Source organism: Cyclobacterium amurskyense (genome assembly GCF_001050135.1).
Lineage (GTDB): Bacteria > Bacteroidota > Bacteroidia > Cytophagales > Cyclobacteriaceae > Cyclobacterium > Cyclobacterium amurskyense.
This window is the reverse complement of the sequence record NZ_CP012040.1, coordinates 2280037-2304614: the sequence shown is the minus strand read 5'-3', so window position 1 is coordinate 2304614 and position 24578 is coordinate 2280037. Positions and strand designations below refer to the sequence as shown.

At 39.1% G+C, this 24578-nt stretch carries 17 protein-coding genes; 10 read left to right on the top strand and 7 right to left on the bottom strand.

Annotated features, from left to right (window positions below; translation table 11 throughout):
* Positions 1-3: 3 nt before the first annotated feature.
* Complete coding sequence (locus CA2015_RS09500; RefSeq protein WP_048644454.1) at positions 4-3072, bottom strand: SusC/RagA family TonB-linked outer membrane protein; 3069 nt, start codon at positions 3070-3072, stop codon at positions 4-6.
* Between the two features lie 572 nt (positions 3073-3644).
* On the opposite strand from CA2015_RS09500, the gene CA2015_RS09495 reads away from it, so the two are divergent.
* Complete coding sequence (locus CA2015_RS09495) at positions 3645-5399, top strand: PQQ-dependent sugar dehydrogenase (protein ID WP_048641688.1); 1755 nt, start codon at positions 3645-3647, stop codon at positions 5397-5399.
* 606 nt (positions 5400-6005) lie between these two features.
* Positions 6006-7184, top strand: a complete 1179-nt coding sequence (locus CA2015_RS09490; protein WP_157470401.1) for a hypothetical protein — start codon at positions 6006-6008, stop codon at positions 7182-7184.
* Positions 7185-7272: 88 nt separating this feature from the next.
* Here the strand turns inward: CA2015_RS09490 and CA2015_RS09485 are convergent, their stop codons facing one another.
* Positions 7273-8556 (bottom strand): Nramp family divalent metal transporter, encoded by a 1284-nt coding sequence (locus tag CA2015_RS09485; RefSeq protein ID WP_048641686.1) that lies wholly within the window; start codon positions 8554-8556, stop codon positions 7273-7275.
* A 202-nt stretch (positions 8557-8758) separates the two neighbouring features.
* On the opposite strand from CA2015_RS09485, the gene CA2015_RS09480 reads away from it, so the two are divergent.
* The 7 genes from CA2015_RS09480 (at position 8759) to phnW (ending at position 16997) form a co-directional block, all read left to right on the top strand.
* Positions 8759-10030, top strand: coding sequence for an amidohydrolase/deacetylase family metallohydrolase (locus CA2015_RS09480; protein ID WP_048641685.1), 1272 nt, complete (start codon positions 8759-8761; stop codon positions 10028-10030).
* Between the two features lie 12 nt (positions 10031-10042).
* Positions 10043-11263 (top strand): amidohydrolase/deacetylase family metallohydrolase, encoded by a 1221-nt coding sequence (locus CA2015_RS09475; RefSeq protein ID WP_048641684.1) that lies wholly within the window; start codon positions 10043-10045, stop codon positions 11261-11263.
* A gap of 5 nt (positions 11264-11268) precedes the next feature.
* Positions 11269-12888 (top strand): aminotransferase class V-fold PLP-dependent enzyme, encoded by a 1620-nt coding sequence (locus CA2015_RS09470; RefSeq protein ID WP_048641683.1) that lies wholly within the window; start codon positions 11269-11271, stop codon positions 12886-12888.
* 43 nt (positions 12889-12931) lie between these two features.
* Positions 12932-13504 carry a RidA family protein gene (locus CA2015_RS09465; RefSeq protein WP_048644453.1) on the top strand — a complete coding sequence of 191 codons (573 nt, stop codon included), beginning with the start codon at positions 12932-12934 and terminating at the stop codon, positions 13502-13504.
* 113 nt (positions 13505-13617) lie between these two features.
* On the top strand, positions 13618-14808 hold the full coding sequence (gene egtB / locus CA2015_RS09460; RefSeq protein WP_084011711.1) for an ergothioneine biosynthesis protein EgtB: 1191 nt from the start codon (positions 13618-13620) through the stop codon (positions 14806-14808).
* The gene (gene egtD / locus CA2015_RS09455; RefSeq protein ID WP_048641681.1) at positions 14805-15737 is read left to right on the top strand and encodes an L-histidine N(alpha)-methyltransferase; all 933 of its coding nucleotides are present in this window, start codon (positions 14805-14807) and stop codon (positions 15735-15737) included. The genes egtB and egtD overlap by 4 nt, the downstream gene beginning before the upstream one ends.
* A gap of 162 nt (positions 15738-15899) precedes the next feature.
* Positions 15900-16997, top strand: a complete 1098-nt coding sequence (gene phnW / locus CA2015_RS09450; RefSeq protein ID WP_048641680.1) for a 2-aminoethylphosphonate--pyruvate transaminase — start codon at positions 15900-15902, stop codon at positions 16995-16997.
* A 382-nt stretch (positions 16998-17379) separates the two neighbouring features.
* Here phnW and CA2015_RS09445 read toward each other — a convergent pair whose 3' ends face one another.
* Positions 17380-18831, bottom strand: coding sequence for a sialate O-acetylesterase (locus CA2015_RS09445; protein ID WP_048641679.1), 1452 nt, complete (start codon positions 18829-18831; stop codon positions 17380-17382).
* A gap of 621 nt (positions 18832-19452) precedes the next feature.
* Here CA2015_RS09445 and CA2015_RS09440 point away from each other — a divergent pair.
* Complete coding sequence (locus CA2015_RS09440) at positions 19453-20082, top strand: hypothetical protein (protein ID WP_048641678.1); 630 nt, start codon at positions 19453-19455, stop codon at positions 20080-20082.
* 151 nt (positions 20083-20233) lie between these two features.
* Here CA2015_RS09440 and CA2015_RS09435 read toward each other — a convergent pair whose 3' ends face one another.
* From CA2015_RS09435 to CA2015_RS09420, 4 genes are all read right to left on the bottom strand, one after another.
* Positions 20234-20962, bottom strand: a complete 729-nt coding sequence (locus CA2015_RS09435; RefSeq protein ID WP_048641677.1) for a carbon-nitrogen hydrolase family protein — start codon at positions 20960-20962, stop codon at positions 20234-20236.
* 621 nt (positions 20963-21583) lie between these two features.
* Positions 21584-22585, bottom strand: a complete 1002-nt coding sequence (locus tag CA2015_RS09430; RefSeq protein ID WP_048641676.1) for a hypothetical protein — start codon at positions 22583-22585, stop codon at positions 21584-21586.
* A 606-nt stretch (positions 22586-23191) separates the two neighbouring features.
* The gene (locus CA2015_RS09425) at positions 23192-23725 is read right to left on the bottom strand and encodes a hypothetical protein (protein ID WP_048641675.1); all 534 of its coding nucleotides are present in this window, start codon (positions 23723-23725) and stop codon (positions 23192-23194) included.
* Complete coding sequence (locus CA2015_RS09420) at positions 23715-24185, bottom strand: N-acetyltransferase (RefSeq protein WP_014020005.1); 471 nt, start codon at positions 24183-24185, stop codon at positions 23715-23717. Before CA2015_RS09420 ends, CA2015_RS09425 begins: the two co-directional genes overlap by 11 nt.
* Positions 24186-24578 lie beyond the last annotated feature (393 nt).

Below are 24578 nucleotides of genomic sequence, written 5' to 3'. Positions count from 1 at the left end.
TTTTTAAAATCCTAAATTAAGATTAAAACCAAAAGATCTGGCAGTCGGCGGAGCGAAGGAATCAAATCCTTGAGCCGAAGCAGATGTTCCAACGGTTACATCCGGATCAATATTTCCAGCTTCGTTTAGGAAGAAGAATAAGTTTCTTGCTACGAAAGAAATACTAACTGAACTCAAAGGCAATCCCTCCAATTTACTAGCAGGAATAGCATACCCAATTACAGCTTCTCTCATTCTGATGTTTGTAGCAGATACAGAAAACACTTCACCAATAGGAGCATTTCTACCACCCATATTTACCCAAAACAGCTCAGCAGTTGTTTCGATAGTATTAGGCGCATAAGTTCCATCTTCAAGTTCCATTACAGCAGTTTCATGAGACATGAAGTTGTCACCGAAGATCAAACCACCATCTCTACCATAAAGTGTTTCTTCAGTCACACCGTCTGCAAAAGTAACTGCATTTGTGAAAGAAGCAATACTACCACCTTGTCTGAAATCAATTGTAAAGTTCGCAGTGAAGTTTTTATACTTGAATGAGTTTTGGATACCACCAGTCCATACAGGATTGTAATTGGCAACCCTTACAGTTTTACCTGGAGTTGTTCTTGGAACACCATTCTCGCCAATGATAACAGCACCATCTTCATTTCTTAAATACCCTCTAGAGTAAACTTCTCCAAACAATTCACCTTCTTCAACTCTGAATTCTCTTAAGAAATCACTTCCGACAACGATACTTGGTCTTTCGTCATTGATTTCATTAACCATTGAAATATTTCTTGCGAAGTTACTTGTAATATTCCAGTTGAAATCAGCTCTCCTCATTGGAGTAATGTTAAGCACTACTTCAATTCCTTCATTTTGAACGTCACCACCATTGGTAAAGAAGCTAGATGCTCCAGAACCTACTGGCAAGGCAACAGTAAACAACTGATTGAAAGAGTTGGTTTTGTAGTAAGTGAAATCTACTCCCAAACGGTTATCCAAGAATCGCAAGTCAGTACCTAATTCAATAGATCTTGTGCTTTCTGGAAGCAAGTTTGCATTAGGCAATTGCGTACTTAAAGATACATAACCACCCAATCCACCTGCTCCAAAAGCAGCAGTTCTTTGTAATTGGTAAGGATTCGTATCATTACCCACTTCAGCAAATGAACCTCTTGCTTTAGCAAAAGTAAACCAAGAAGGGAATTCAACTAAATCAGAGATAACGGCATTGATACCCACAGATGGGTAGAAGAAAGACCAGTTAGCTCTTGGCAATGTAGAAGACCAGTCATTTCTTGCGGTAATATCCAAGAAGATTGCATTTTTCCATGCTAACTGACCAAATCCGTAAAGTGAATTAACATCTTTAGGACTACCTACACCATAGGAAGAAACCACTTGCTGAGTATTGCTCAAAGCAAAGAAATTAGGAACAATCATGTTCTGACCAGTATTAGAATTCAAACTGGAATTTCTATTGATTCTTGAGTTACCACCAGCATTGATATTGAAATACCAATCTTGACTCAAAGTTTTCTCATAAGAAATCAAGAAATCAGTGTTGATTTCCATGCTTTCTGATTGACCTACTGAGAACCTACCGTTCTGTGCAATGATATAAGTATCATTGTAAAGTTTTTCTTCACTTACACCGAAAGTACGGTCTAAAGATGCTCTAGCCATTACAGTAAAACCTTCAGAAATCTCATAATTAGCTGAAGTAAAAGCAATGATTCTGTCAAAAGTATCCTTGCTAAGATTTCTGTTCAATGGCCAATAAGGATTGGCTCCACCATTGGATCCTGGATTGAAGTAATTTTGCTTAGCAGCACCAGAAGCATCAATATATTCAAAATTAGAGATATCTTCAGTTCTGATGTTTCTTGGCAATCTTACAATGTGTCTTGTAGGATTGGCATAATTTTCACCCTGAGCAAGTTGATTGTTGATATCTTGACGGATATAGTTGATTTTAGAATCTAAAGTCAATTTATCAGTCAATTTATTTGTGATCCTTAAGTTAATACTATGTCTTCCCAACTCATTGTTAGGTACAACACCAGCAGCATCAGTATAAGTATAAGAGAAATACGTTTGGTTTTTCTCATTTCCTCCACTAATAGCTAAAGTAGTAGCTAAGTTATGACCAGTTTGGTAGAAGTCCTTGATATTGTTAGGCTGAGGAGAAAATTCATAAGAGTCTATGTTGCTATTTGGATCTGGAGACCAGAAAGCAACTGAAGATCCATCCATTTTAGGACCCCAAGAAAATTCTGAAGTTGGAGAATAATTACCATTACTTCCTTGACCATATACATTTTGATAATTTGTCAATATCAATGGATTATCAAACATGTAAGAAGTATTCAAACTTACTTTGAAACCATCAGCTGATCCTCTTTTTGTAGTTACAACGATCGCACCGTTATTTGCACGGCTACCATAAAGAGCGGCCGCGTTTGGACCTTTCAATACGTTGATACTAGCAATATCATCAGGGTTAAGGGTCTCAATTCCTTTAGCAGGAACACCATCAACTATATAAAGAGGCTGACTATCTCCACTAATGGATCGGTTACCTCTCAATACAACCCTAGTAGATCCACCTACACCACTACCAGAACGGTTAATGGATAGACCAGCTACTTTACCTGAAAGAGAATTCATTACGTTCAATTCTCTCGCTTGAGTAATTTCTTCAGTACTTACATCCTGAACAGTATAAGTCAATGCTTTCTTTTCTCTCTCAAGACCAAAAGCAGTAACTACTACCTCTGATAGAGCAGATTCTTCTGCCTCTAGAGCTACATTTAACTCACTATTGTTCCCAACCGCTCTTTCAATCTTTCCATATCCTAAATAGGAAAAAACTAAAACGGCAGATGAACTGGAAACATCTACACTATAATTACCATCAATGTCAGTGATAGTACCTGTATTGGTTCCTTTTACCAATATACTGACTCCCGGCAATGGGGCATCAGCGTCTGCGTCCGTCACAGTACCTGTGATGGTTCGATTCTGTGCCATTGCTTGTATCGTAAACAAGGCCAGAAAAAACACGAGTAATCTTTTTTTCATAAGAAAATGAACAAATTTAATTAAATGACTATTGGAATTTTTCCAATGGTTTAATTTTACTTGAAAATCGCTGATAACCAGCAATACCCTTCGGAATAATCCGAGACAAAATTAAAAACCCAATTAACAAATACCTTTCATAAACTCACAGTTTTTCGATGGAAATTTTAGTCTTAAAAACTAAGAATCATTCAAATTACTATGAAATTCGAGGAAGGTTATCGTTAACATTGGGCGGTTATAACGCTAATATAAGGAAAAATATATTTTCCAAACAACTCAGTTACCTTTGAAATAATTTAATTTAAATATAACACCTGATAAAAAGTAAAAATTTTAACTACCCTCAATAAATAAAATAAATATTTTAGCTATGTAAATGCCCAACAATCAAAATTAAATGAATTTAGTCTCATTTTTCTCATTCTTTTATTTTGGCTGAAAGCTTTTATTTTTTGTTTGTATTATTTTATGAAAATTGCAATAATTTCTATCCAGTCCTATCTTTCTGGAAATTATATTGTTTAAATCTTAGAATTTTATTAATTATCGTGAAATTTTCACGTAAGACCATGAAAAACTCCAATCAACCACTCATAACAATTTTTATTTTTATTTCTTTTTTTTGCTTTCAACTCATTTCTTGTACGACACCTTTAGAATTACCCGAAACTGACCCTAATAATGACGGATTGATTTTGCCCGGTGGTTTTGGTGCCCTTGTTGTAGTGGATAGTATTGGCAAGGCCCGTCACTTAGCAGTAAATAACAATGGCGATATATATGTTAAACTAAGTTATGCTAAAGGCAAAGGTAGCAACGTCGCACTTAGAGATACCACGGGAGATGGAAAGGCAGATATTGTAACTCATTTTGGAGATTATAAAGATGAAGGAAGTCTCGCCAATGGTATGCGGATCCACGACGGCTATCTATATTATAGTGCTGCTAGGGTAGTGTATAGAAATAAACTTGTTCCAGACAAATTGGTGCCCGACAGCCCAATGGAAATAATCCTTACAGATGACCATGAACATGGAATCCACTGGCACATTACTAAACCCATGTCTTTTGACGAAGAAGGATACATGTATGTGCCTTTCGGAAGTCCCTCCAATGCCTGTCAGGATATGGCTAACAAACCTGGAGGAATACCAGGGTCAACAGGCTTAGATCCTTGTCCTGAATTGATCGAGCATGGCGGGGTATGGCGATTTAAAATGGATAAATTAAACATGACCCAAAAAGATGGGGAATTGTACGCTACAGGAATTAGAAGTGTAGTAGCCATGGATTATAATAAGGAGGACAAAAACCTCTACCTGGTCATGCACGGAAGAGACAACCTCCACTTATTGTACCCAGAGACTTTTAGCCCTTGGGAAAGTGCGGTTCTTCCTTCGGAGGAATTTATTCGTGTCGAAGAAGGTGGAGATTATGGCTGGCCTTATTGTTATTACGATCAGATCAAGGGCAAAAAGGTACTCGCACCTGAATATGGCGGTGATGGTGAAATTATTGGTCGCTGTGCAGATATGGACGATCCCGTTATGGGATTTCCCGGACACTGGGCACCCAATGACCTATTATTTTACACAGGAGATCAATTTCCTGATCGGTATAAAAATGGGGCTTTTATCGCTTTTCATGGTTCTACCAATAGATCACCTTATCAACAATCAGGGTATTTCGTAGCTTTTGTACCATTTAAAAATGGACAAGCAAGTGGGGAGTGGGAGGTTTTTGCCAATGGTTTCGCAGGTAAAGAACTTATTGTAAATACCAGTGATGCGGAATTCAGGCCCATGGGACTAGCTCAAGGACCGGACGGTTCATTGTATGTATCAGACTCCAGGAAAGGTAAAATCTGGAGGATTCTATATAAAGGAGACAAAGCTTCATTTGGAGAGGCTGAATTAGCTAAAATGGAAGAGCAAAAACTTGTCGCCAATATTCGCAACCCACACCCTGAAGAAGACAATCAAGACAAAGGTCAACTCCCGGAAGGTAAAAAAGTATACAATACTTATTGCTCCCCTTGTCACCAAAGAGATGGAAATGGCGCTACTGGAAGAATCCCAGGCCTAAGACAAACGGATTGGGTAACGGGAAACAAAGACAAACTTATCAATATCGTTCTTCAGGGACTTGATGGGGAAATCGAAGTCAATGGAGAATTGTACGATAATGTAATGCCAGCCCATCAGTTTTTAAGCGATGAGCAGATTTCAGAAGTATTGACCTTTATCAGACAAAACTTTGATAACAAGGCCTCGGCCGTCTCAAAAGATGAAGTAGCTGACATAAGGGCTAAAATTTCAAAATAATCGGCCCAAACAAAACCATCATTCCGAGGCTTAACATTTTCGAAATGCAGCAATCCAGATGACAATATCCAATGCCGCACCCCAGTGGGGTGCAATCTTTGTAGCCCTGGGTAAGCCGACGCAGGAGGTGCGACCCAGGGTGTAAGTGAGTTGGCATTTGTAGGGCATTAGCTTTCAGTAAGTTCAACATTGAAACCGCTTTTCGCTAATGCCAGTGGCCCCTTACCGGATAATATTAAAATCTGTCATCAGTAGGCTTTGCGGGGCTTTTGAGCATAAGAGTTCGAAGGAATCTCCAACGTGATAAGATTGCCGCACCCTTTCTCTACGCAGCACCTCCACAATAAAGGGTTCGCAATGACATATACATAAAAGAATCGTCATTCCGAGGCTTAGTATGAGTTTTGAGCGGCCCCTTCGACACCCTTCGACAGGCTCAGGGACCTCAACAGGTGAACCATGCATCTGCTCAATAAATGCAAGATTTAAATTCATCCAATTTACTTTTATCCCACATTATTTATAAATACATTACATTCTTAGTTGAAAACACCTGTTAAAATCGCAATCTATTTTTTATCAACAATCTGTAATGGAAAAGCCAAAATGAAAAGATTATATACCATTGTAAATAGCGGAGTATTCTTTATCGCTCTAGGACTAGGTCTAAGCTGCAATCCCCCAAAAGAGAATACAGCTCAAAGAAAATTTTCCATCGCAGTTAGGGACTCGATCAATATTGAAAACTTAGACCCCTTACATCTTAAGGGCTATGATCCACTATCAGACCATTACCTTTTGTCAAATGCAGGAATTGGAATACGCCAGATTTTTCAGGTAAATGGTAAAGGAGCCATTACTTCCCATTTTACTATTCCTGAAGAAGGGCCAAATGCACTTTCAAATCCTGGAAGCGTAGGATTTCTTAATGGAGCCATAATTATTTATGACATGGAAAAAGGTTTTGTAAAACTCAACCCAGACTCAAGCATCATTCCTGAGGCAAAAATTCCCTATCCACATAACTATTTGTTTTTCCCACCTCACCTACCTTTAATAAAGCAAAGTGGAGAAGAGATGTATTATATCAAACCACTTATAGATGAAGACTTCATAGATGGAATGGGAGAACAGTTCTATAAAAACTATTACAGTAAGTCGCTACTTGAAAAGCACAATTCAAAAACTGGTGAGACAAAACCATATTTAAAAATACCTGAGCAAAGCGTTTTTAAGGACGGCATGAATCATGGCATATATGTTCCCGTAATCAAAAATAAAGGGAATGACTGGTTGGTATCAACATGGTTTGATCCCTTTGTTTATCTATACAAGGAAAATGATGATGGGATTACTTTCGAAAAAGCCATTGATTTACAAATCACAGGAATGAACAAATACCAGAGCGTAGAGATGAAAAATAGCGATCAATTTTTTGACATTAACGCTGGTAAACGCCCAGGAAATATCAATGACATCCTATTTATGGATGATTATACGGTTATTGTCTACAGAAAGGGTCTGACAGATCAGGAACAAAAGGATATAAAGGCAAATTTCCCCAATCAAACCAAAATGGAGATGGAAAAGAAAGATACCTTTTATGCCGTCATCTTGGATAAAGATTACAATGTGCTGGACAGCAAGGTCAATTTTCCTAATGGGGTGTACTACCCCAATATCGTCAACAAAAGCAATGAAATAATCGCATTGAAAAACCCCGATCTATTTGATGTCGAAGAAAACTATGTCACCCTATATAGAATGGAATTGGGTTTTGAATGATTCAGTAAATCAAGTATCCATAGACCTTGACTCCCGTTAGGCCTTGGCTTGAATATTACCACCTATTCACCCAAGATCCATCAGCTTTTTACAACAACTCAAGCAGTGCCACTGCTCCGGTGTAAGAAATAACACAAGCGAAAACAAATGCTGCTAACAAGCCAATATTCAAAAAGAAGCCTGCTTTCTGATCCCCCATTAAGGATTTTTGATTGACCAAATACGTTATACAAGCAATGACCAATGGCAATACGAACACGGCAGCCACCTGTGTTAAAATCTGAGCAAATATTGGATTGGCACCTAAAATTGGCACTGTCAATCCTACCAAGCATGCTACTCCTGTCAAAACCTTGAAACGAACGGATCCTGTATCCAACTCCCCTTCTTTATAATCTGCAACAAGTAGTGGGGCTACCATTAGAATTGGGAAAATGGAGGATAATCCAGCACTTAAAGCCCCAGTCATAAATAAAGCTACCGCAAACTTACCAGCAACAGGTTCCAGTAGATACACCATGTCCATCACCTTGTCTATGGTCTTTCCCTCTGCATGTAATGCTCCTGTAGCTGCTGCCATAATTGACAGGTTGATAATCAACATTAAAATAGCCCCAGTCAATGCATCTCTAGACTGATCCTTGGTATTGGTCGGTCCCCATCCTTTTCCTTTCATCAATAAAGGTCGTACCACGAAAGTAGGTGCTGCCATGGTGGTACCAACAAATGCGGCCACCAATAATTTCCCTCCAGCTACCTGAGGAACACTAGGAATTAATCCTTTGACCATTTGCCCTGGATCAGGCAATACCACAAACATGGAAATAATAAAAGAGACTCCCATGATCGTTACAAACACTACCAGGACCTTCTCAAAAAACGAATATTGGCCTACCCATAAAAAGCCATACATGATCAGGATTAGAATGATGGCAATCCCCAATATAATCCAGTAGGAACTCCCTCCTTCCAAACCCGGAAAAAACAAAAGGAAAAGTTCATAGATCGCATTGGCACTAAGACCTAAGATCCCCGACAAGGAATTCCATTGAGCAAGTATAATTCCTCCAACAACCAGAAAGGAAATCAATTTCCCTCCCTTTAATTTGGTCTTGAAACTATAAATGGATGTCTGCCCTGTGACCACGGCATACCTTCCATAGGCTTCCATCAAGACCCAGGCAAATACACAACTCAAAACCAAAACCCATAATAATTGCATTCCAAACTCACTGCCTGCTTTAGCCATTGAAGTTACACTACCGGTACCTATGGTATAGCCAATACAGAAAATCCCCGGTCCAATCCCCAACATCCACAACCAAATGTTTTGAAAAATATTATTTTTACTGGTTTTGTTGCCTGGCTCCATTGTTTTTGGTTTTGGGTAAAATTAAATGAGCCGTTAATTTGTAAATTTTTATCTTGAATAAAAAGCGTTTATTTACATAGATGAAATTTTAATAAAATATGACTTTGTTTAAACAATTTTTTTTGCAATATTTCCGATGCTCTTTTGAGGGTAAACCCATTCTTCCTGCGTGAAATAGTTGAAAACCTCTCATTCACTCCCCATGTCTTTTCCTAAATTACTCGATAAAACATTTGCCTTCTTTACCTTGTCCTTCTTACTTATTTGTTTGACCGGTAACGCACAAAACATTGACCTATTGCTAAAAGGAGGCCATGTAATAGACCCTAAAAACGGGATCAGTGAAACCATGGACATCGCTATCTCTGGTAAGCAGATTATTAAAGTTGCCAAAAATATTCCTGAAAAGACCGCAAAAAAGACCATCGACCTTAAAGGTTATTATGTAACCCCTGGGCTGATAGACATGCACGTACATGTTTTCAATGGTGCGGACACAGATTCTTATATTGCCAATGCATTGACCAGCTTACCTCCTGATGGGTTTACATTCAGAGCGGGAGTCACTACCGTGGTAGATGCAGGCTCTTCAGGATGGAGAAATTTCCGTCAGTTTAAAAAGCAAACCATAGACCAATCCCAAACAAGGGTTTTGGCTCTACTAAATATAGTAGGTACCGGGATGTATGGAAGGTTGGAAGAGCAGGATGTCACAGACATGAATCCAACCATGACCGCCAATATGATCTCAAAAATGTTTCCGGATATTTTAGTAGGCATAAAATCTGCCCATTATTGGGGAGACTTCACTCAGGTAGACCTGGCTGTTGAAGCGGGTAAATTGGCAGAAGTCCCGGTTATGGTAGACTTTGGTGAACACCAACCACCAAATTCAATCGAATCATTATTTATGGAACACCTAAGGCCTGGTGATATTTTCACCCACACCTTTTCCTATGGCCCTAACAATAGAGAGACCATCGTCGATGAGGATCTAAAAGTCAAACCTTTCGTTTTTGAAGCTCAAAAAAGAGGCATCAACTTCGACGTAGGTCATGGAGGGGGAGCATTCTCCTTTCGGCAAGCAATTCCAGCCATCCAACAGGGGTTCTTACCCAATGTGATAAGCTCTGACCTGCATAGCCAAAGCATGAACAGTGGTTTTAAAGACATGGCCAATTTGCTTTCAAAATTCATGAGCATGGGATTGAGCATGGAAGAGGTAGTGCTTAGAGCAACGTGGAACCCCGCACAGGTTATCAATAGAAAAGATCTCGGAAACCTCGATGTAGGAGCTGAGGCAGATATAGCTATTTTTACGCTAAGAGAAGGAGATTTTGGCTTCTTAGACATTAGAAGGACAAAAATCGATGGTGACAAACGATTGGAAACCGAAATGACTATCCGCGCAGGTAGGATTGTTTGGGACTTGAACGGATTGAGTGCTCCCTATTGGGAATCGGAATTTAAATAGTAATCGATTAACATGAAGTTTATTCTCATTATATGCTTTTGTGTCGCTTACAATCTGCAAGCAATTGGCCAGAATTACGATTTTATCATTAAAGGAGCCTATCTTGTAGATGCAAAAAACAAAATCCGTGACACCATGGATGTGGGTATAGCAGACGGGAAAATAGCAGCAGTCTCTAAAATTCTACCGGAAAATGGGGCGAAAAAGGTAATTCAGGCTTCAGGAATGATCCTCAGCCCTGGATTAATTGACCCGCATACCCATGTATTTGTAGGAAGCAAAAACAAGACTTTTGCAGACGGCTTTTACAGTGTTTCACCTGACGACTTCACCTTTCGTTCAGGCGTTACTACAGTAGTAGATGCGGGTACTTCAGGATGGCGAAATTTCGAGACTTTCAAAACGAATGTAATAGATGCCTCACAGACACGAGTGCTGGCATTTTTAAATATCTCCGGAACGGGAATGAGTGGAAACCCCACACAGGAAAACCTCTCCGACATGGATCCCGAAAAAGCCTACGAAACATTAAAACAATACCCAGATATCCTGGTCGGGATTAAAATTGGGCATTATACAGGCACAGACTGGCTTCCTTTCGACAATGCACTTAAGGCATCGGGAAAAGCCGGCAAGCCTTTATTGGTGGAATGTCACCTGCCGGAATATTCATTGGCTGATCAACTGAACAAAATGCGCCCGGGTGACATCATTACCCATAGCTTTGAAGAAATAGACGAAAGATTACCCATCATAGATGAAGAAGGCAGATTACACCCATTTGTAAAAGCAGCTTATGAGAGAGGAATTAATTTCGATGTAGGCCACGGTGGTGCAGGTTTTTGGTTTAGTCAAGCCATTCCAGCTTACCAACAGGGTTTGGTTCCCAATTCTTTTGGTACAGACCTCCACCGCTTTAGCATGAATAGCGGAATGAAGAACATGTTGAATGTCATGTCCAAATTCATCAATATTGGCATGAACGTGGAAGAGGTTATCGAAAAAGCTTCCTGGAAAACTGCTCAGGCCATACACAGAGAAGACCTCGGTCATCTAAGTGTAGGTGCGGTGGCCGATCTAACACTATTGCGGTTACTTCAAGGAGACTATGGATTTATTGATGCAGGTAAAAAGAAAATTAAAGGTAAATATAAATTAGAAACAGAGCTGACCATAAAAGACGGGAAGGTCGTTTATGACCTTAATGGCTTGGCAGCAGATAAATACCACTAAAAGTTATGGATAGAAGAGAAATGTTGAAAAACCTGGCCATCCTTCCTGTTGGAGGAGGCCTTATGAGCATGTCGCCACTTATGGCTTCACCGGATAAAAATGTTGCCAAGGGACCACTTGCCCTTGATGAAGATATTTATAAATCAATTGGAGTCGTTCCAATCATCAATTGCCGAGGTACATTCACGATTATAGGTGGTTCTATCGAACGACCGGAAGTACACGCAGCAATGGCTGCAGCTTCCAAAAACTTTGTGCAATACGATGAGTTGGCATTTGCCATAGGAGAAAGACTTGCTGAAATCACCAAAGCTGAGTTTGGTATTATCACTGCTGGTTGTGCGGCCGCAATGAAGCATGGTACTGCAGCTTGTGTTACAGGAGGTAATCCTGAAAAATTGCTTAGAATTCCTGACTTATCCGGATTGGATAAAACAGAAGTGATTATCCCTAGACATTCCAGAAATGTTTATGACCATGCGGTAAGGAACATTGGTATTACGGTGGTAGAAGTTGACAGTATGGAAGAGTTGGAAAAAGCCATCAATCCTAAAACTGCCATGATCTATTTGCTAGCAAATAGAAGTTCTTCTACAGGGCAACCTATGTCGGTGGAAGCCATAGCCAAAGTAGCAAAAAAGCAAAATATACCTATTATGGTAGATGCTGCGGCTGAAAACCTTAGTATTCCTGTAGTTCATTTTGAGCGTGGAGCGGACATGGTAGCATACAGTGGTGGAAAAGCAATGTGCGGCCCTCAGTGTGCCGGACTTTTACTAGGTAGAAAAGACCTCATGCTTTCTGCATGGCAGGCAAGTTCTCCGCATCACGGACCGGGTAGAGACAATAAAGTAGGAAAAGAGGAGATGCTTGGTATGCTCGCAGCTGTTGAAGCTTGGACTACCAGAGACCATGAAAAAGAATGGGACAGATGGATGGAATGGCTAAACCTTATAGCGGATAAAGCCACTAAAATAAAAGGAGTAACACACGAAATAACCATTCCTGAAGGGCTTAACAATAGAGCTCCGGGCTTAATCGTAAGTTGGGATCCAAACCAATTCAATATTACTGGCGAAGAAGTTGCTGAGCTTTTCGGCAGGTCAGAACCAAGAATTGCCGTTGGAAGTGGTAACAAAGATGGATTGACCTCAATCAATGTTACCCCTAGCCAAATGCAGGATGGAGAGGCAAAAGTTGTTGCCAAACGACTACATGATACTTTATCTAAAAAGAGACCTTCTCCTGACACCTCCATGGCAGCCGCAGCTTCAGACATTTCTGGTAGGTGGAACATAGAAATGGCTTTCTTTAGTAGCAAAAGCACCCATCACATGATCCTCGAGCAAGATGGCAACTGGCTAAACGGAACGCATCAAAGTGACTTTGCTGAGCAGGATGTGTATGGTACAATCGAAGGTGACACGGTAAAAGTCCGAAGTCATTTCAGGAAACCTGGAGATTCTGTCATTTACATGTTTACAGGTAAGTTAAAAAATGGCCAAATATCTGGAGAGGTATTTATGGGTGAATACTTAACTGCCCAGTTTACTGCCAAAAGATGGGAGAGCAAACAAAGAAAACAAAAGATCTCCGTACCAGGTGGACCTCCATTGGCAACCTGATTTGAAGTTGAAAAAAAATCCTTTTAAAAAAATCAATCATAAAATGAGAAAATTTGCACTTATACTGTTGGTTCCTTTCTTATGTTTAGCTGGATGTGGTGGACCACCTTCATCCAATAAAAAAGCAGCAACTACAGAGCAAAAAACAGATGGAGTAGATGCTGAACAAAGAATCAAAGATTTGGGAATCGAGCTTATCACCCCTAAACCACCAACAGCCAATTACCTAAAAGCAAAAACTTTAGGCAATGTGGTCTACCTAGCTGGTACCGGACCTGATAGGCCTGATGGTTCTCAGGTAACAGGTAAATTGGGCAGTGAAATCAGTCTGGAAGAAGGCATAGCTGCAGCTAGATTTGCAGGTATTTCACTTCTTTCTTCTTTAAAGGCTGAAATTGGTGACCTAAACAGGGTTAAAAATATTGTTCGTGCCAAAGGCATGGTCAATGCAGATCCTTCGTTTACCCAACATTCTCAAGTCATCAATGGCTTTTCAGATTTGATGGTAGAGGTATTTGGTGAAAAGGGCAAACATGCCCGAGCAGCCATTGGTATGGGTTCATTGCCTTCCAATATTTCTGTTGAAATAGAGATGATTGTAGAACTTTATGACTAAGAAATATATAGTCATAAGAATATTAGCCCGATAATTGCTGAAAATATAGGGATGGTGAAAACCATCCCTATATTTATTTGTTAGAAACAATAACCCAACAAACAATAGTTTTCATGGCAAGGGAATTAAAGCAGCAATCACTAACAATCCCAATACTTTTAGGCAGGTTTAAAACTTGTCGGATGCAAACCGAAAAAATATGCGCCCCATTACAAGTGGAAGACTATGTTCCTCAACCCATAGCTGAGGTATCTCCACCCAAATGGCACCTGGCCCACAGCACCTGGTTTTTTGAACAGTTTTTATTAATCCCTTTCTCGGGTAGTTACGCGGTATACGATGAAGACTTCGCCTTTTTGTTCAATAGCTATTATAACAATGCTGGCGACAGGGTCTTGCGCCCGAACAGAGGGCTGATGAGCCGGCCCCCTGTCAGTGAAGTCATGGCCTATAGAAAATACGTAACCGATGCGGTTTTAGCCTTACTTGAAAATGGTGATGCAAGTAAAGAAATATTGGAAATTCTTGAGCTTGGGATCAACCACGAACAACAACATCAGGAACTTCTGGTCTACGACATCAAATACATCCTGGGCAACCAGCCTACCTTCCCCAAGTATGGAGATGATTTCACTACCAAGGCAGAAACCAAAGAAGCAGGTTGGGTGGAAGTTACCGAAGGAATAAAGCAAATTGGTTTTTCCGGTGACGAATTCTCCTATGACAATGAACTTGGAAGGCACCGGGTATTTTTAGAACCTTATAGCATCTCCAAAATCCTGGTTACCAATCAGGAATACATGGAATTTATAGCCTCCGGAGGATATAAAGACTTCAACCTCTGGCATTCTGATGGCTGGGATTATATCAGTAAAAATGAAATAAAAGCGCCTCTTTATTGGCACAAAGTAAAAGGTGAGTGGCAGAACTATACCTTTAACGGATTACAAGCGATAAATCCCGATTTACCTGTTCAACACGTAAGTTTTTATGAGGCTTTTGCTTTTGCGGAATGGAAAGGGATGAGGTTACCCACAGAATTTGAATGGGAAGTAGCTGCAGATCAGTTTAGCTGGGGTCAACTTTGGGAATGGACAGCAAGTGCCTATCTACCCTATCCAGGCTTTAAAAAAGCTCCTGGTGCTTTGGGAGAATACAACGGTAAATTTATGGTCAACCAGCAAGTGCTTAGAGGAGCATCAGTAGCAACAGCTAAAGACCATAGCAGAAAAACTTACCGTAATTTCTTTGCACCCCCTTCCCAATGGATTTTTTCAGGAATCAGACTTGCCCAATCACTATGAAGAACACAATTTTCGAAAAAGACATACTAAAAGGTCTGAATTCACAACCCAAGCGACTTTTTTCAAAGTATTTTTATGATGATAAAGGATCGGCAATATTTCAGGAAATCATGCAGATGGATAGTTATTATCTGCCGGGATGTGAAACTGAAATCTTACGCAATAGAAGCCATGAAATAATAGACCTACTTCCAAACAACACTTATGATGTCGTAGAATTGGGTGCAGGAGATGGAACAAAAACAGCCATTTTCCTTGAAGCAATACTTAAAGCAGGAAAAAATATAAATTACTTACCCCTTGATATTTCTACTGATATTCTTGAATTTAATAAGAAAGTGATTGGGGAAAAGTTTCCAGGTTTAAACATATTGCCCATAGCTGGGGATTATTTTCAAACACTTGAAAAAATCAAACCCAGGCAAAACCCGAAAATAGTCCTATTCATGGGAAGTAATATCGGCAATTTTGAAGGTGAAAAAGCAGTAGAATTTCTACAGTTTGTTCGTCAATATTTAAGTGATGGCGATTTTTTCATGCTTGGAGCAGATTTGAAGAAACACCCACACACCATTTTAATGGCTTATGACGATCCTGAAGGAATCACCAAAAGGTTTAACCTGAACCTCCTTCACCGTATTAATAGAGAATTGGAGGGAAATTTTATTCCCGAGGACTTTGACCACTTTGCAAGTTACGACCCCTTAAGTGGAACCACCAAAAGCTTCCTTATTAGCAAAGTTCAGCAAAACGTTCAGGTGGCTGGTCAAACAATTGCCTTTGAAAGAAACGAACCTGTACACATGGAGATCTCCCAAAAGTACAATCTTTCAGACCTTGTTCAATTACGGAAACAAGCAGGGTTTAAATCGGATCACCATTTCACTGACACTCGCAGGTATTTTAGCATTAGTCTTTTTAAGTACTAAAAGAAAGGCCAACCCTTTTTGACTGGCGCCAGGTAAAAAAGGTACTTTTCTTATGCACATATTGTTTGATGATTTTTCTTGTCAATAATATGCTTTTTTGACAAGAATCAATTCCAAGATAGATTATATTTGATTGAAAAATCCACCGCAATTTACCTTAATATGATACCAGATAATCCTTACCTACTGCTTACCCCAGGCCCTTTAAGTACAAGTAAAACGGTCAGAGAGGCCATGAACCGCGACTGGTGTACATGGGATGAAGACTACAAATCAATCGTACAAAATATTCGCAGCGCAATACTTGCATTAAGTAATGGAGGGGATTCCTACACTAGTGTTTTAATGCAGGGAAGTGGTACCTTTTCAGTAGAAGCCGTCTTATGGACCTGCTTAAAACCAAAAGATAAAATATTGGTGCTTTCAAATGGTGCCTATGGTAAGCGAATGGCTAAGATAGTTTCCCTAATGGACATTGATTTGCAAGTTTTAGATCTGGAAGAGCATTTGCAACCCAGTCCTGAAAAAGTGGAAGAACTGCTCTTGCAAAATCCAGACATTACCCATATAGGAATGGTGCACAGCGAAACTACCACGGGTATGCTTAATGATTATGCGCCCATTGCCTTGCTTGCTGAGAAATACAAAAAATGCTTTATTCTGGATGCTATGAGTAGCTTTGGAGGTATCCCACTTGATATCAAGGCCCCAAAAATCGATTTCCTGATTAGTAGTGCCAATAAATGCATTCAGGGCGTACCTGGGTTTGGTTTTATCATTGCTCGAAGAGAGGTCCTAGAAGCATGCAAAGGCAATTCAAAAAGCCATTCTCTAGATCTATATGACCAATGGGAGGCCATGGAAAATGACCCGGGAAAGTGGCGTTTCACCTCTCCTACCCATACAGTTCGCGCCTTTTTACAAGCTCTTGAAGAATTAAAAGAAGAAGGGGGCATTTCCGCCAGATACAAAAGGTATGTCAGTAACCACCAAACGTTGGTAAGGGGAATGAAAAATTTGGGAATTGAAGCTTTTCTTTCTGAAAAAGACCAGTCACCCATTATTACGGCCTTTCATGAGCCTTCAAGTCCTGACTTTTCTTTCAACAAATTATACCATTTGCTTAAAGAAGAAGGCTTTGTAATATATCCAGGTAAGGTATCCAAAGCCGCTACTTTTAGAATAGGCCATATTGGTCACGTCTTTCCAGAAGACATACAGCGGCTAATCGCTGCCATAGAAAAAATAAAATTTTGGTAATTACCCCCGAAATATGCAGTAGACCTTCCATTATGTGATCAAATCACGAAGAACCCTATTGCGTAATTCCATCTAACACTTTAGCGTCTACTGTTAAAAAATTAATCCTATTAAATTAAGATTAAAGGTTTCAATTTCATCAGCCCAGAATGGGCGTAATATCTCAGCCACGGGTGCAGCCCGTGGTTCAATGAATGTATATTAAATGATTTTGGCGGTATTGTTGCCTTTTATTTTGCAACAATGCTGACAAAATCTCTATAGTTCGCTTGATTAAATTACATTCTTCCCTATCTCGAATCCTGTTTAACCATAAAAAAAACCTCCGGACTGCTGTGTTTAATAATGCAGCAATCCAGAGGTTTTATTTTATTAAGCTAACTTATCTTTTACCATAAGTAATGCCTTTCCAATCATCTGTTCTGAATGGATTGGCAGGAAGCCCTTCTTTGTTGTATACATTAACGTCATCAGGATTGTCCGCCCAGCCATATCTTACGGCTACAGGGTTCTTGATATCTCCGGTCTCCAAAACAATTTGATCTCCATCTTGCTTACCTGATACCCAATGAAACTTTTTGTCTGCACCCGCAACAGCAAATCCTTTAACATAACCATATTTATCATTGATTACCAAGCCTGAACCAATATGGTCAAAGCTTATACGAATCTGGTCGTCTTGAATTTCCATAGATTTATAGGTAGGACCACTGTAAACTACATCCATACCATAAGCAATTTTCTTGGCTCCTTTGGCAAGACGCTCTGCCACTGTCCATTTGTCCCTAGGGTGGATGTCATTGGCTTCACCTTTGTCTATGATTACGGCTTGCGCAGTATTGGGAAGAGACAAGGTCATGGTTTGTGCTTCTCTTAGTTCTGCCCAGTCACTATCCACAGGCTCAGCTTTAGGCTGTCTAAAATTGGCCAATTGCACCCATAGAAAAGGAAAATCCCCTTGTCCCCACTGGGCTCTCCAGTCTTCAATCATCAATGGAAAAATTTCCCTGTACTGATATGCCCTTGATGCATTGGATTCACCCTGATACCATAGGGCTCCTTTAATCGCAAAAGGTATCACTGGCTCCAACATGCCGTAAAACAAACTGGTTGGCCAGCTATTGGGTTTTTTCAAATCAGGATCTGAGAAATCCTTTGGGCCTTCCATTTGGTTTTTTGTCACTCTCTCTTTGAAATCAGCATGCGTCAATAAGGCATCTGCACTGGTCCATGCTTCAGAAAGGGTTCCTCCCCAGTTGATGTCCAATAGGCCTACAGCCACATCCATATCAGTTTCAATCCTTCTGGCAAAATAATAACCGATAGCAGAGAAATTGGCTACTGTCTCAGGAGAACAAATAGACCACTTTGCCTCAGGAACTTCTTCTATTTCCTCCAAGCTAAGGTTTCTTCCCACTTCAAAAAGTCGGATATTAGGATGGTTTGCTGTCTTGATACTGTCTTCACCACTGTTTGTCTTTATCAATGGCCACTCCATATTGGATTGTCCACCAAGCAACCAAACATCACCCATCATAACGTTTTCCAAAACTTTGGATTCTTTTTTTGTATTGATGGAAAGAATATAGGGGCCTCCTTTAGGGAAAGCGTCCATTTTCAACATCCACTGTCCTTCTTTATCTGCTTTTACACGGTATTTTTTGCCCTGAAAGGTCACATTGACCCACTGTTTAGGATCTGCTTTACCCCAAACAGGTATTTCCTGGCCTCTTTGCAGTACCATATGGTCGGCAAAAACTTTAGGCAATTCTAATTCTGCCTTTACCTGAAACAGGATCAGGAATAAAGCAGCAAATAATACTATTTTTTTCATCGTATTTGGATTTGGTTATTTTAAAAAAGAATTGATAATATACGATTTTTGCCCTAAAATTCAGTGATCGGATTGTATAAGAGAAGAAAGGTTTTTATTAAGGCATAAATCAAGGTGATAAAAAAAGAGCCGTTGGAAAAAAAATAAGGTAAAAACCATTTGATACTCCCTATTCTCTTAAACCCGAAATATGCAATTGACAATCTATTACGTGCTGAAATCGCTTCAAAATCAGCCACTTCGTTGCTGTTTTCAATTTCACCATAGCGGTGCTATGCTAAAATCTCCAAACAGCCTGATTTTCTTGCGATTGCAACACTTCCCGTAAACACGGGACAGGCTTCACCCCTGACATTGTCAGGGCGGAGAAATCCTATTACATAATCCGGGTTAAATCAAAACCGAAATTACAATCGGTTTTTTACACTCTATATTTACTTAGCCCCCCTTTTGATGTATTTACGAAAACTCGTTTCCAGATTTATTTTGAATTATTTAAGACTTAGTTTAACTTTAACTGGTATTAATATCTAAGTCACAGTAAGCAAAATAATTGCCGTAGCACAAAACTCCAAAAGTTGGATCCAATAGGCAAGGGAATCACATTTTAAGGATTTGATTATGAACAGGATAGTATTTGCCGCCGCCTTTTTTATAGCCACCGGAATTACTGCAATTGCCCAACATAATGCTGAGAATTATTCAGTAAAGGGGACAAAAATATTTGGCCTTGGGACTAGCTTAAATAACACCAGGTATTTACAAGGCAACAATGATTTCTACAAAGAATTGTTTTTTGATTATGGCCTTGGGGAATTTATAAGTACAGGAGTATTTGTTGGTTATCAAAAGAGGCAATACTCCTTTTTATCTGTAATGGGGTCAGACAGTAAAGTTTTATATTACGACCAAAATTTCATCCCTATAGGATTAAGAGCTACCGTACACCTTACCTCATTTTTGAGCAATCAATTGCAAGTCCATCTTAAGCCCGAAAAGTGGGATGTATATATTAGGTATTATACAGGTGTAACTTTAAACACAGTAGATGATAAATTTGATAGATCGAATGGTCACCTGCCAGAAGACCAAGTCAACTATATGCTTTACCGAACCAATGAGGACCTCAATTATGCTGCAGGATTATTGACCGGTGTTGGTTTTTATCCTGCCAAAAATTTCGGTTTCTTTTTTGAAGGAGGCTACGGCCCTATGGGGAATTTCAATGTAGGCATTGTTGGCAGGTATTAATCAAGCTAACTCGATTATCCCAGATTATGAAATAAACTTTTCGGACTAAAATTTTCCGATAGGTTAGGCCATAAAATACTACAAAATATCCCATCTCGAAATTAATTGGTATTAATTCTAAAATCGACCAAATAATTCCTTTTTTTTCAATTTATACTTGTTCAATTTCTATTACTTCATTTACGGTATCGAATATTAATAACCCTTGATTTTTGTCATCTAATTTCCCAATTATTTGACCTTTGTTGTTCCAAACTGCACTTTGTCCCACACCAATAAAGTTGTCGCAAGGGCCAACGCAATTCGACATTAAAATTGGGGTTTTGTATTCAATTGCGGTTTTGGAAAAATACTTGTAGGACTTTTCAATACCGTCTTTAGATTTTGCTACACTGGCAATGTAAATATCAGCTCCAAGGTGGTGGGCATTTATAAAATGTTCCCTTTGTAAGGTTTCATAGCAAATCCCAACCGCAATCTTCTTCCCTTTAATATTTAGAAAAAATTGCTTGTTTCCACTTACAAAGTATAGTAATTCGTCTGAATGTAATATTTGCTTGGAATACTCAATTCCCTTATGGTTGGGCTGAAAAATCAACATACTGATGTTTATTCCTTCAGTAGATTTTGTAGGCATGCCTAATCCAATCGTAATCTTATTTCTATCCGCTAGTTCTTGAAATGGATTGAAAAGGCTGGTATCTATAGCTGTTGCAAGTTTTTTGGCAATGGAAGGTTCGTAGTTGGTTATAGAAAGTTCAGGGAAAATTATCAAGTCAGCATTGTGCTTTATGGCACGTAGAATTAATTCCAAGTGATTTTGGATGTTCAATTGAATGTTTCCTTTTTCAGAACTTGTTTGTGCAATACAAATTTTCATCGCGTGAATAGTTTGGTTGAATTGCCCTTAGACTCTCGCCTCATAGGCCTATCTCCATTCCCCATAAAGATACAACGAAGCAAATGATCAACAACCAGCAGGAAAAGAATAATATAACTGTTTCCTTATTCCTCACAAAATGTGGGCTCCCATCATAAAATGACAATTCCAGCTCCAAGGCTCCTGTTCAACCCCTTTCAGGGTTGCAGATTTGATGGTTACTTTCCTATCCACAGGATGTCCACCCGTGGTTATTATTGTTGTTAAAGCCCCTCAGGCTTCTTGAATATCAAATAAGCTATATTATAAAAAATATCTACTCAAAAGGAATGGGGTTTAGCCCATTTTAAAAAAGCGGTAATTATAGCACTCGGCTTTAGCCACAATTTAGGTAAAAATAGTATTAATATTGAATTTTGTTAAAGTTGTTTTGACCACAAAACTTAGAAAGCATTCAAGCCGTCAGGTTCTGCTCTCATCTCAAATTCTATAGCGTAAACCTAAAAAAGAAGGACATATAAATGTCCCTCTTCACCTTATGAAATTTCACCTTTCCCACAATGGTCCGAGCAATATTATCAACTCTACTTATACCAACTGAACTTTCGTACTCACAGCAAATTAATCAGTAGCCAAATACAAAGAACTGGCTCCACTAAGAGCTACATTCCATGTAGGAGATACATTTCCACCATTTCCATAACCGGAAAAGGCCAGTACACGACCTCCACCATTTCCAATTTCTGCAATATATACCGTGCCGGATTCGCCGTCATAAGCCACATCAATGGGGTTACCCATCATCGTGGCAGCACCTGCCACTCTTGTCTGAGCAGACATCCCGATAGTTCCACCATCGGAGGTATTATTGAAGGTGCTATTGAAATCTTTAATAAGATGAAACCCTCCATCATCTTCAGTATTCTCAGCGTCACCGATATCTGTCATCACCATCATGTCCTTCATCGCATCATACGCCAGTCCATGCGTACGTACAATACCTTCAATGGTAACCCTTTTTGAGGCTTGTAGCATTCCATCCGAAGTGTTTGACGAAAAATTAGTAAATACTGCCAGGTCAGCTGTTTTATCCACTACTGCAAATAGGTCGTCACCAATAAATTCAATTCCCCAGACAGCAAAATCAATATCAAAAGTATTCTTCAACATCAGGCTGTTGCCAGACTTTGTATAGACGAAAAACTGGTTTTGCTGATTGTCAGCAATTACCACAGTATTTCCGTTTACCGCCATGGCCCTTGGATTCATTAATTCTGCAGCACTGGAACCTCCCAAGTTTAAAGCAAGTGAGGGATTCATCAAAACACTGGAAACATCAGCATATACATTTACTTGAAGTGCACTCCTAGAAGCCACAATAAGGTCATCATTGGTCTCATCGTAGTGAACGCCTTCATTTCCCGTAGAAAGCGTAGTAAACATATTCATTACCACCCCTCCATCTTCTTCAAACTGATAGGTATTGATATCACCACTGGCGTTGCTGGTAACAAATAAAGTTGCCCCATGCTTATCCATATCCATCATGTCATTATCATCACATGAAGCAAAAGCGAGCAAAGAAAAGCCAAGAAGGCCTTTAATTAGGTTAGAATTTTTCATTTCAATTTTTATTTAGTTAAAGAATAGTGCGTATTTATCACCTTTGAAAACCTACCTACGTAAAAAAGAAGACGATTGGATTTAGCTGATTTTATTTTTTATGGATACAAGGGTAAAATCCAAAATCAAGCGAACAAAAAAATTAATTTGGGTTATACCAAAGAGAAACGAGCAATAAACCTTTTTTCTAGGGGGTCAATATGCTCCGTTGCTTAAGATAAAACCCATACGCAAAGCCTATAACCTGTTCCTTAAACTCAAATCTTTGCCTGTCAAAAGGTTGCCACCCTTACTTATTGTAGTTGAAGCCCCTCAGGCTTCACGATTAGAAACTAAGCCAGATTCCAAAAAACACCTACTCAATCTCAATAGGAATGGGCTTTAGCTCATTCCTATTGAGATTGAGTAGGTAATACAGCATCCGGCTTTAGCCAAAATCTAACCAACAAAAGGATTATTATGGAAAAGAGCTTTGCCAAGGGGAAGAGGGCTGCAAATTATTTTAATCTAGGGGGTCATTATGCTCCGTTTTATTTATTACTCCCCTCCCAACAAAAAAACCTCAATCTTCACTTCATATGCCGGTTCATATTCATGAGTAATTTTCTAATCTATTACTGTACTAAACTTAACATCCTTTTCAAGCTTTGTTCTCCATTCTACTTGGCTTGACATGGTGTCACATAATTTCTCATGAAAATATACTTGGTACCAAATTTCCTTTTGAAAACTACAGATCTTTTCAAATACCTTCTCAGAATGAATCATTAACTTCATAATAAATTCATCTTTGGGATCTCGGTGATTGTTAATTACTTGACTAAGCCTGATTGGTGTAATATTAATATCCTCAGCAAAGTGATTTCTTGTTGAATAAATGGTGTCTACATATATTTTTAGGAAATCAGCAAAGTGATTTTGATCATCATACATTGGTTGCTCGATATATGCTTCCATTTTTAACTTTAGCTGCATGAGTTTTGCTCGAATAATATGCTCTTTAGACAAATTCTTCATTCTCATTAATCGTGCTTCCATTAATGATGCAGCTTCTGATTCTCGTTCTTTCTTTGAATTATACCTTGAATCTAATCCATATTCAGCATCTGCAATAAGATCCTTATTAGTTTTACTTTTCATGGTCATACTGATTAATTAAATCCAAAATTTCAGGCACCTCTATACTCAAAGTCATACCCGTTAATTTCATATTGTATTTGTCAATGTAATGTTGGGCAATTTGACTTTTTGGCCTTAAGGATACACAGGCATATTCAGCATATTCCTTAACCGCGATTCTAGCTGCGTACGCTATTAAATTCCCCGCAATTCCGTCATACTGTTTTTCTTTTCCTCTGTTATCTTTTGAAACGGTTAAAAGTCTAATGTGTACTCGCCACTCTTCTGGGATTTTTTCTAATGATATAATCCCTAAAATTTCACTTGTTCCTGATAGTTGTAACTTATATATTTCATAAGCTTTTTCTTTTTTCCAGTCAAAGAAAAAACGACTCTTGCTAAGTGTTTTATAGTCACCATCTTCTACGGGATTTATCTCAACGATATGACTGTTCCCTGAAGAGGTTTCTATTACATTCATACGATCAATATACGAAATTGTTTACCAAAAACGGAAACAATAAGGAATAAGTATCCATTTTTTGGAAATATTAATGGGTCGTCAAACTGCAGTTACGCAATTATCGAAATGCGTATTCATTCTTGTTTGGAAATGAAAAAGTAGACTAGCCCGTGACAGCATACCTAATTATTAACTAAAAGGTGTAAACTACCAGCGACTGTCAGATAATGAATAATACCTTTAGGTCCTGATTAAGGATAAAAAGTGGCTTTCCAAATTATAAAGGCTTCTGTTCAACCCTTCTCAGGCTTGCAGATTTGATAAATGTTTTCCTAACCACTAGTGCCACCCTTGGCTATTATTATTGAAGCCCCTCAGGCTTCTTGAATATCAAATAAACCCTATTTCTAA

What these genes read in the sequence shown, in the direction of transcription:
- CA2015_RS09500 (WP_048644454.1), bottom strand. Translation starts at nt 3,072, where the DNA reads ATGAAAAAAAGATTACTCGTGTTTTTTCTGGCCTTGTTTACGATACAA.
- CA2015_RS09495 (WP_048641688.1), top strand. Translation starts at nt 3,645, where the DNA reads ATGAAAAACTCCAATCAACCACTCATAACAATTTTTATTTTTATTTCT.
- CA2015_RS09490 (WP_157470401.1), top strand. Translation starts at nt 6,006, where the DNA reads ATGAAAAGATTATATACCATTGTAAATAGCGGAGTATTCTTTATCGCT.
- CA2015_RS09485 (WP_048641686.1), bottom strand. Translation starts at nt 8,556, where the DNA reads ATGGAGCCAGGCAACAAAACCAGTAAAAATAATATTTTTCAAAACATT.
- CA2015_RS09480 (WP_048641685.1), top strand. Translation starts at nt 8,759, where the DNA reads ATGTCTTTTCCTAAATTACTCGATAAAACATTTGCCTTCTTTACCTTG.
- CA2015_RS09475 (WP_048641684.1), top strand. Translation starts at nt 10,043, where the DNA reads ATGAAGTTTATTCTCATTATATGCTTTTGTGTCGCTTACAATCTGCAA.
- CA2015_RS09470 (WP_048641683.1), top strand. Translation starts at nt 11,269, where the DNA reads ATGGATAGAAGAGAAATGTTGAAAAACCTGGCCATCCTTCCTGTTGGA.
- CA2015_RS09465 (WP_048644453.1), top strand. Translation starts at nt 12,932, where the DNA reads ATGAGAAAATTTGCACTTATACTGTTGGTTCCTTTCTTATGTTTAGCT.
- egtB (WP_084011711.1), top strand. Translation starts at nt 13,618, where the DNA reads ATGGCAAGGGAATTAAAGCAGCAATCACTAACAATCCCAATACTTTTA.
- egtD (WP_048641681.1), top strand. Translation starts at nt 14,805, where the DNA reads ATGAAGAACACAATTTTCGAAAAAGACATACTAAAAGGTCTGAATTCA.
- phnW (WP_048641680.1), top strand. Translation starts at nt 15,900, where the DNA reads ATGATACCAGATAATCCTTACCTACTGCTTACCCCAGGCCCTTTAAGT.
- CA2015_RS09445 (WP_048641679.1), bottom strand. Translation starts at nt 18,831, where the DNA reads ATGAAAAAAATAGTATTATTTGCTGCTTTATTCCTGATCCTGTTTCAG.
- CA2015_RS09440 (WP_048641678.1), top strand. Translation starts at nt 19,453, where the DNA reads ATGAACAGGATAGTATTTGCCGCCGCCTTTTTTATAGCCACCGGAATT.
- CA2015_RS09435 (WP_048641677.1), bottom strand. Translation starts at nt 20,962, where the DNA reads ATGAAAATTTGTATTGCACAAACAAGTTCTGAAAAAGGAAACATTCAA.
- CA2015_RS09430 (WP_048641676.1), bottom strand. Translation starts at nt 22,585, where the DNA reads ATGAAAAATTCTAACCTAATTAAAGGCCTTCTTGGCTTTTCTTTGCTC.
- CA2015_RS09425 (WP_048641675.1), bottom strand. Translation starts at nt 23,725, where the DNA reads ATGAAAAGTAAAACTAATAAGGATCTTATTGCAGATGCTGAATATGGA.
- CA2015_RS09420 (WP_014020005.1), bottom strand. Translation starts at nt 24,185, where the DNA reads ATGAATGTAATAGAAACCTCTTCAGGGAACAGTCATATCGTTGAGATA.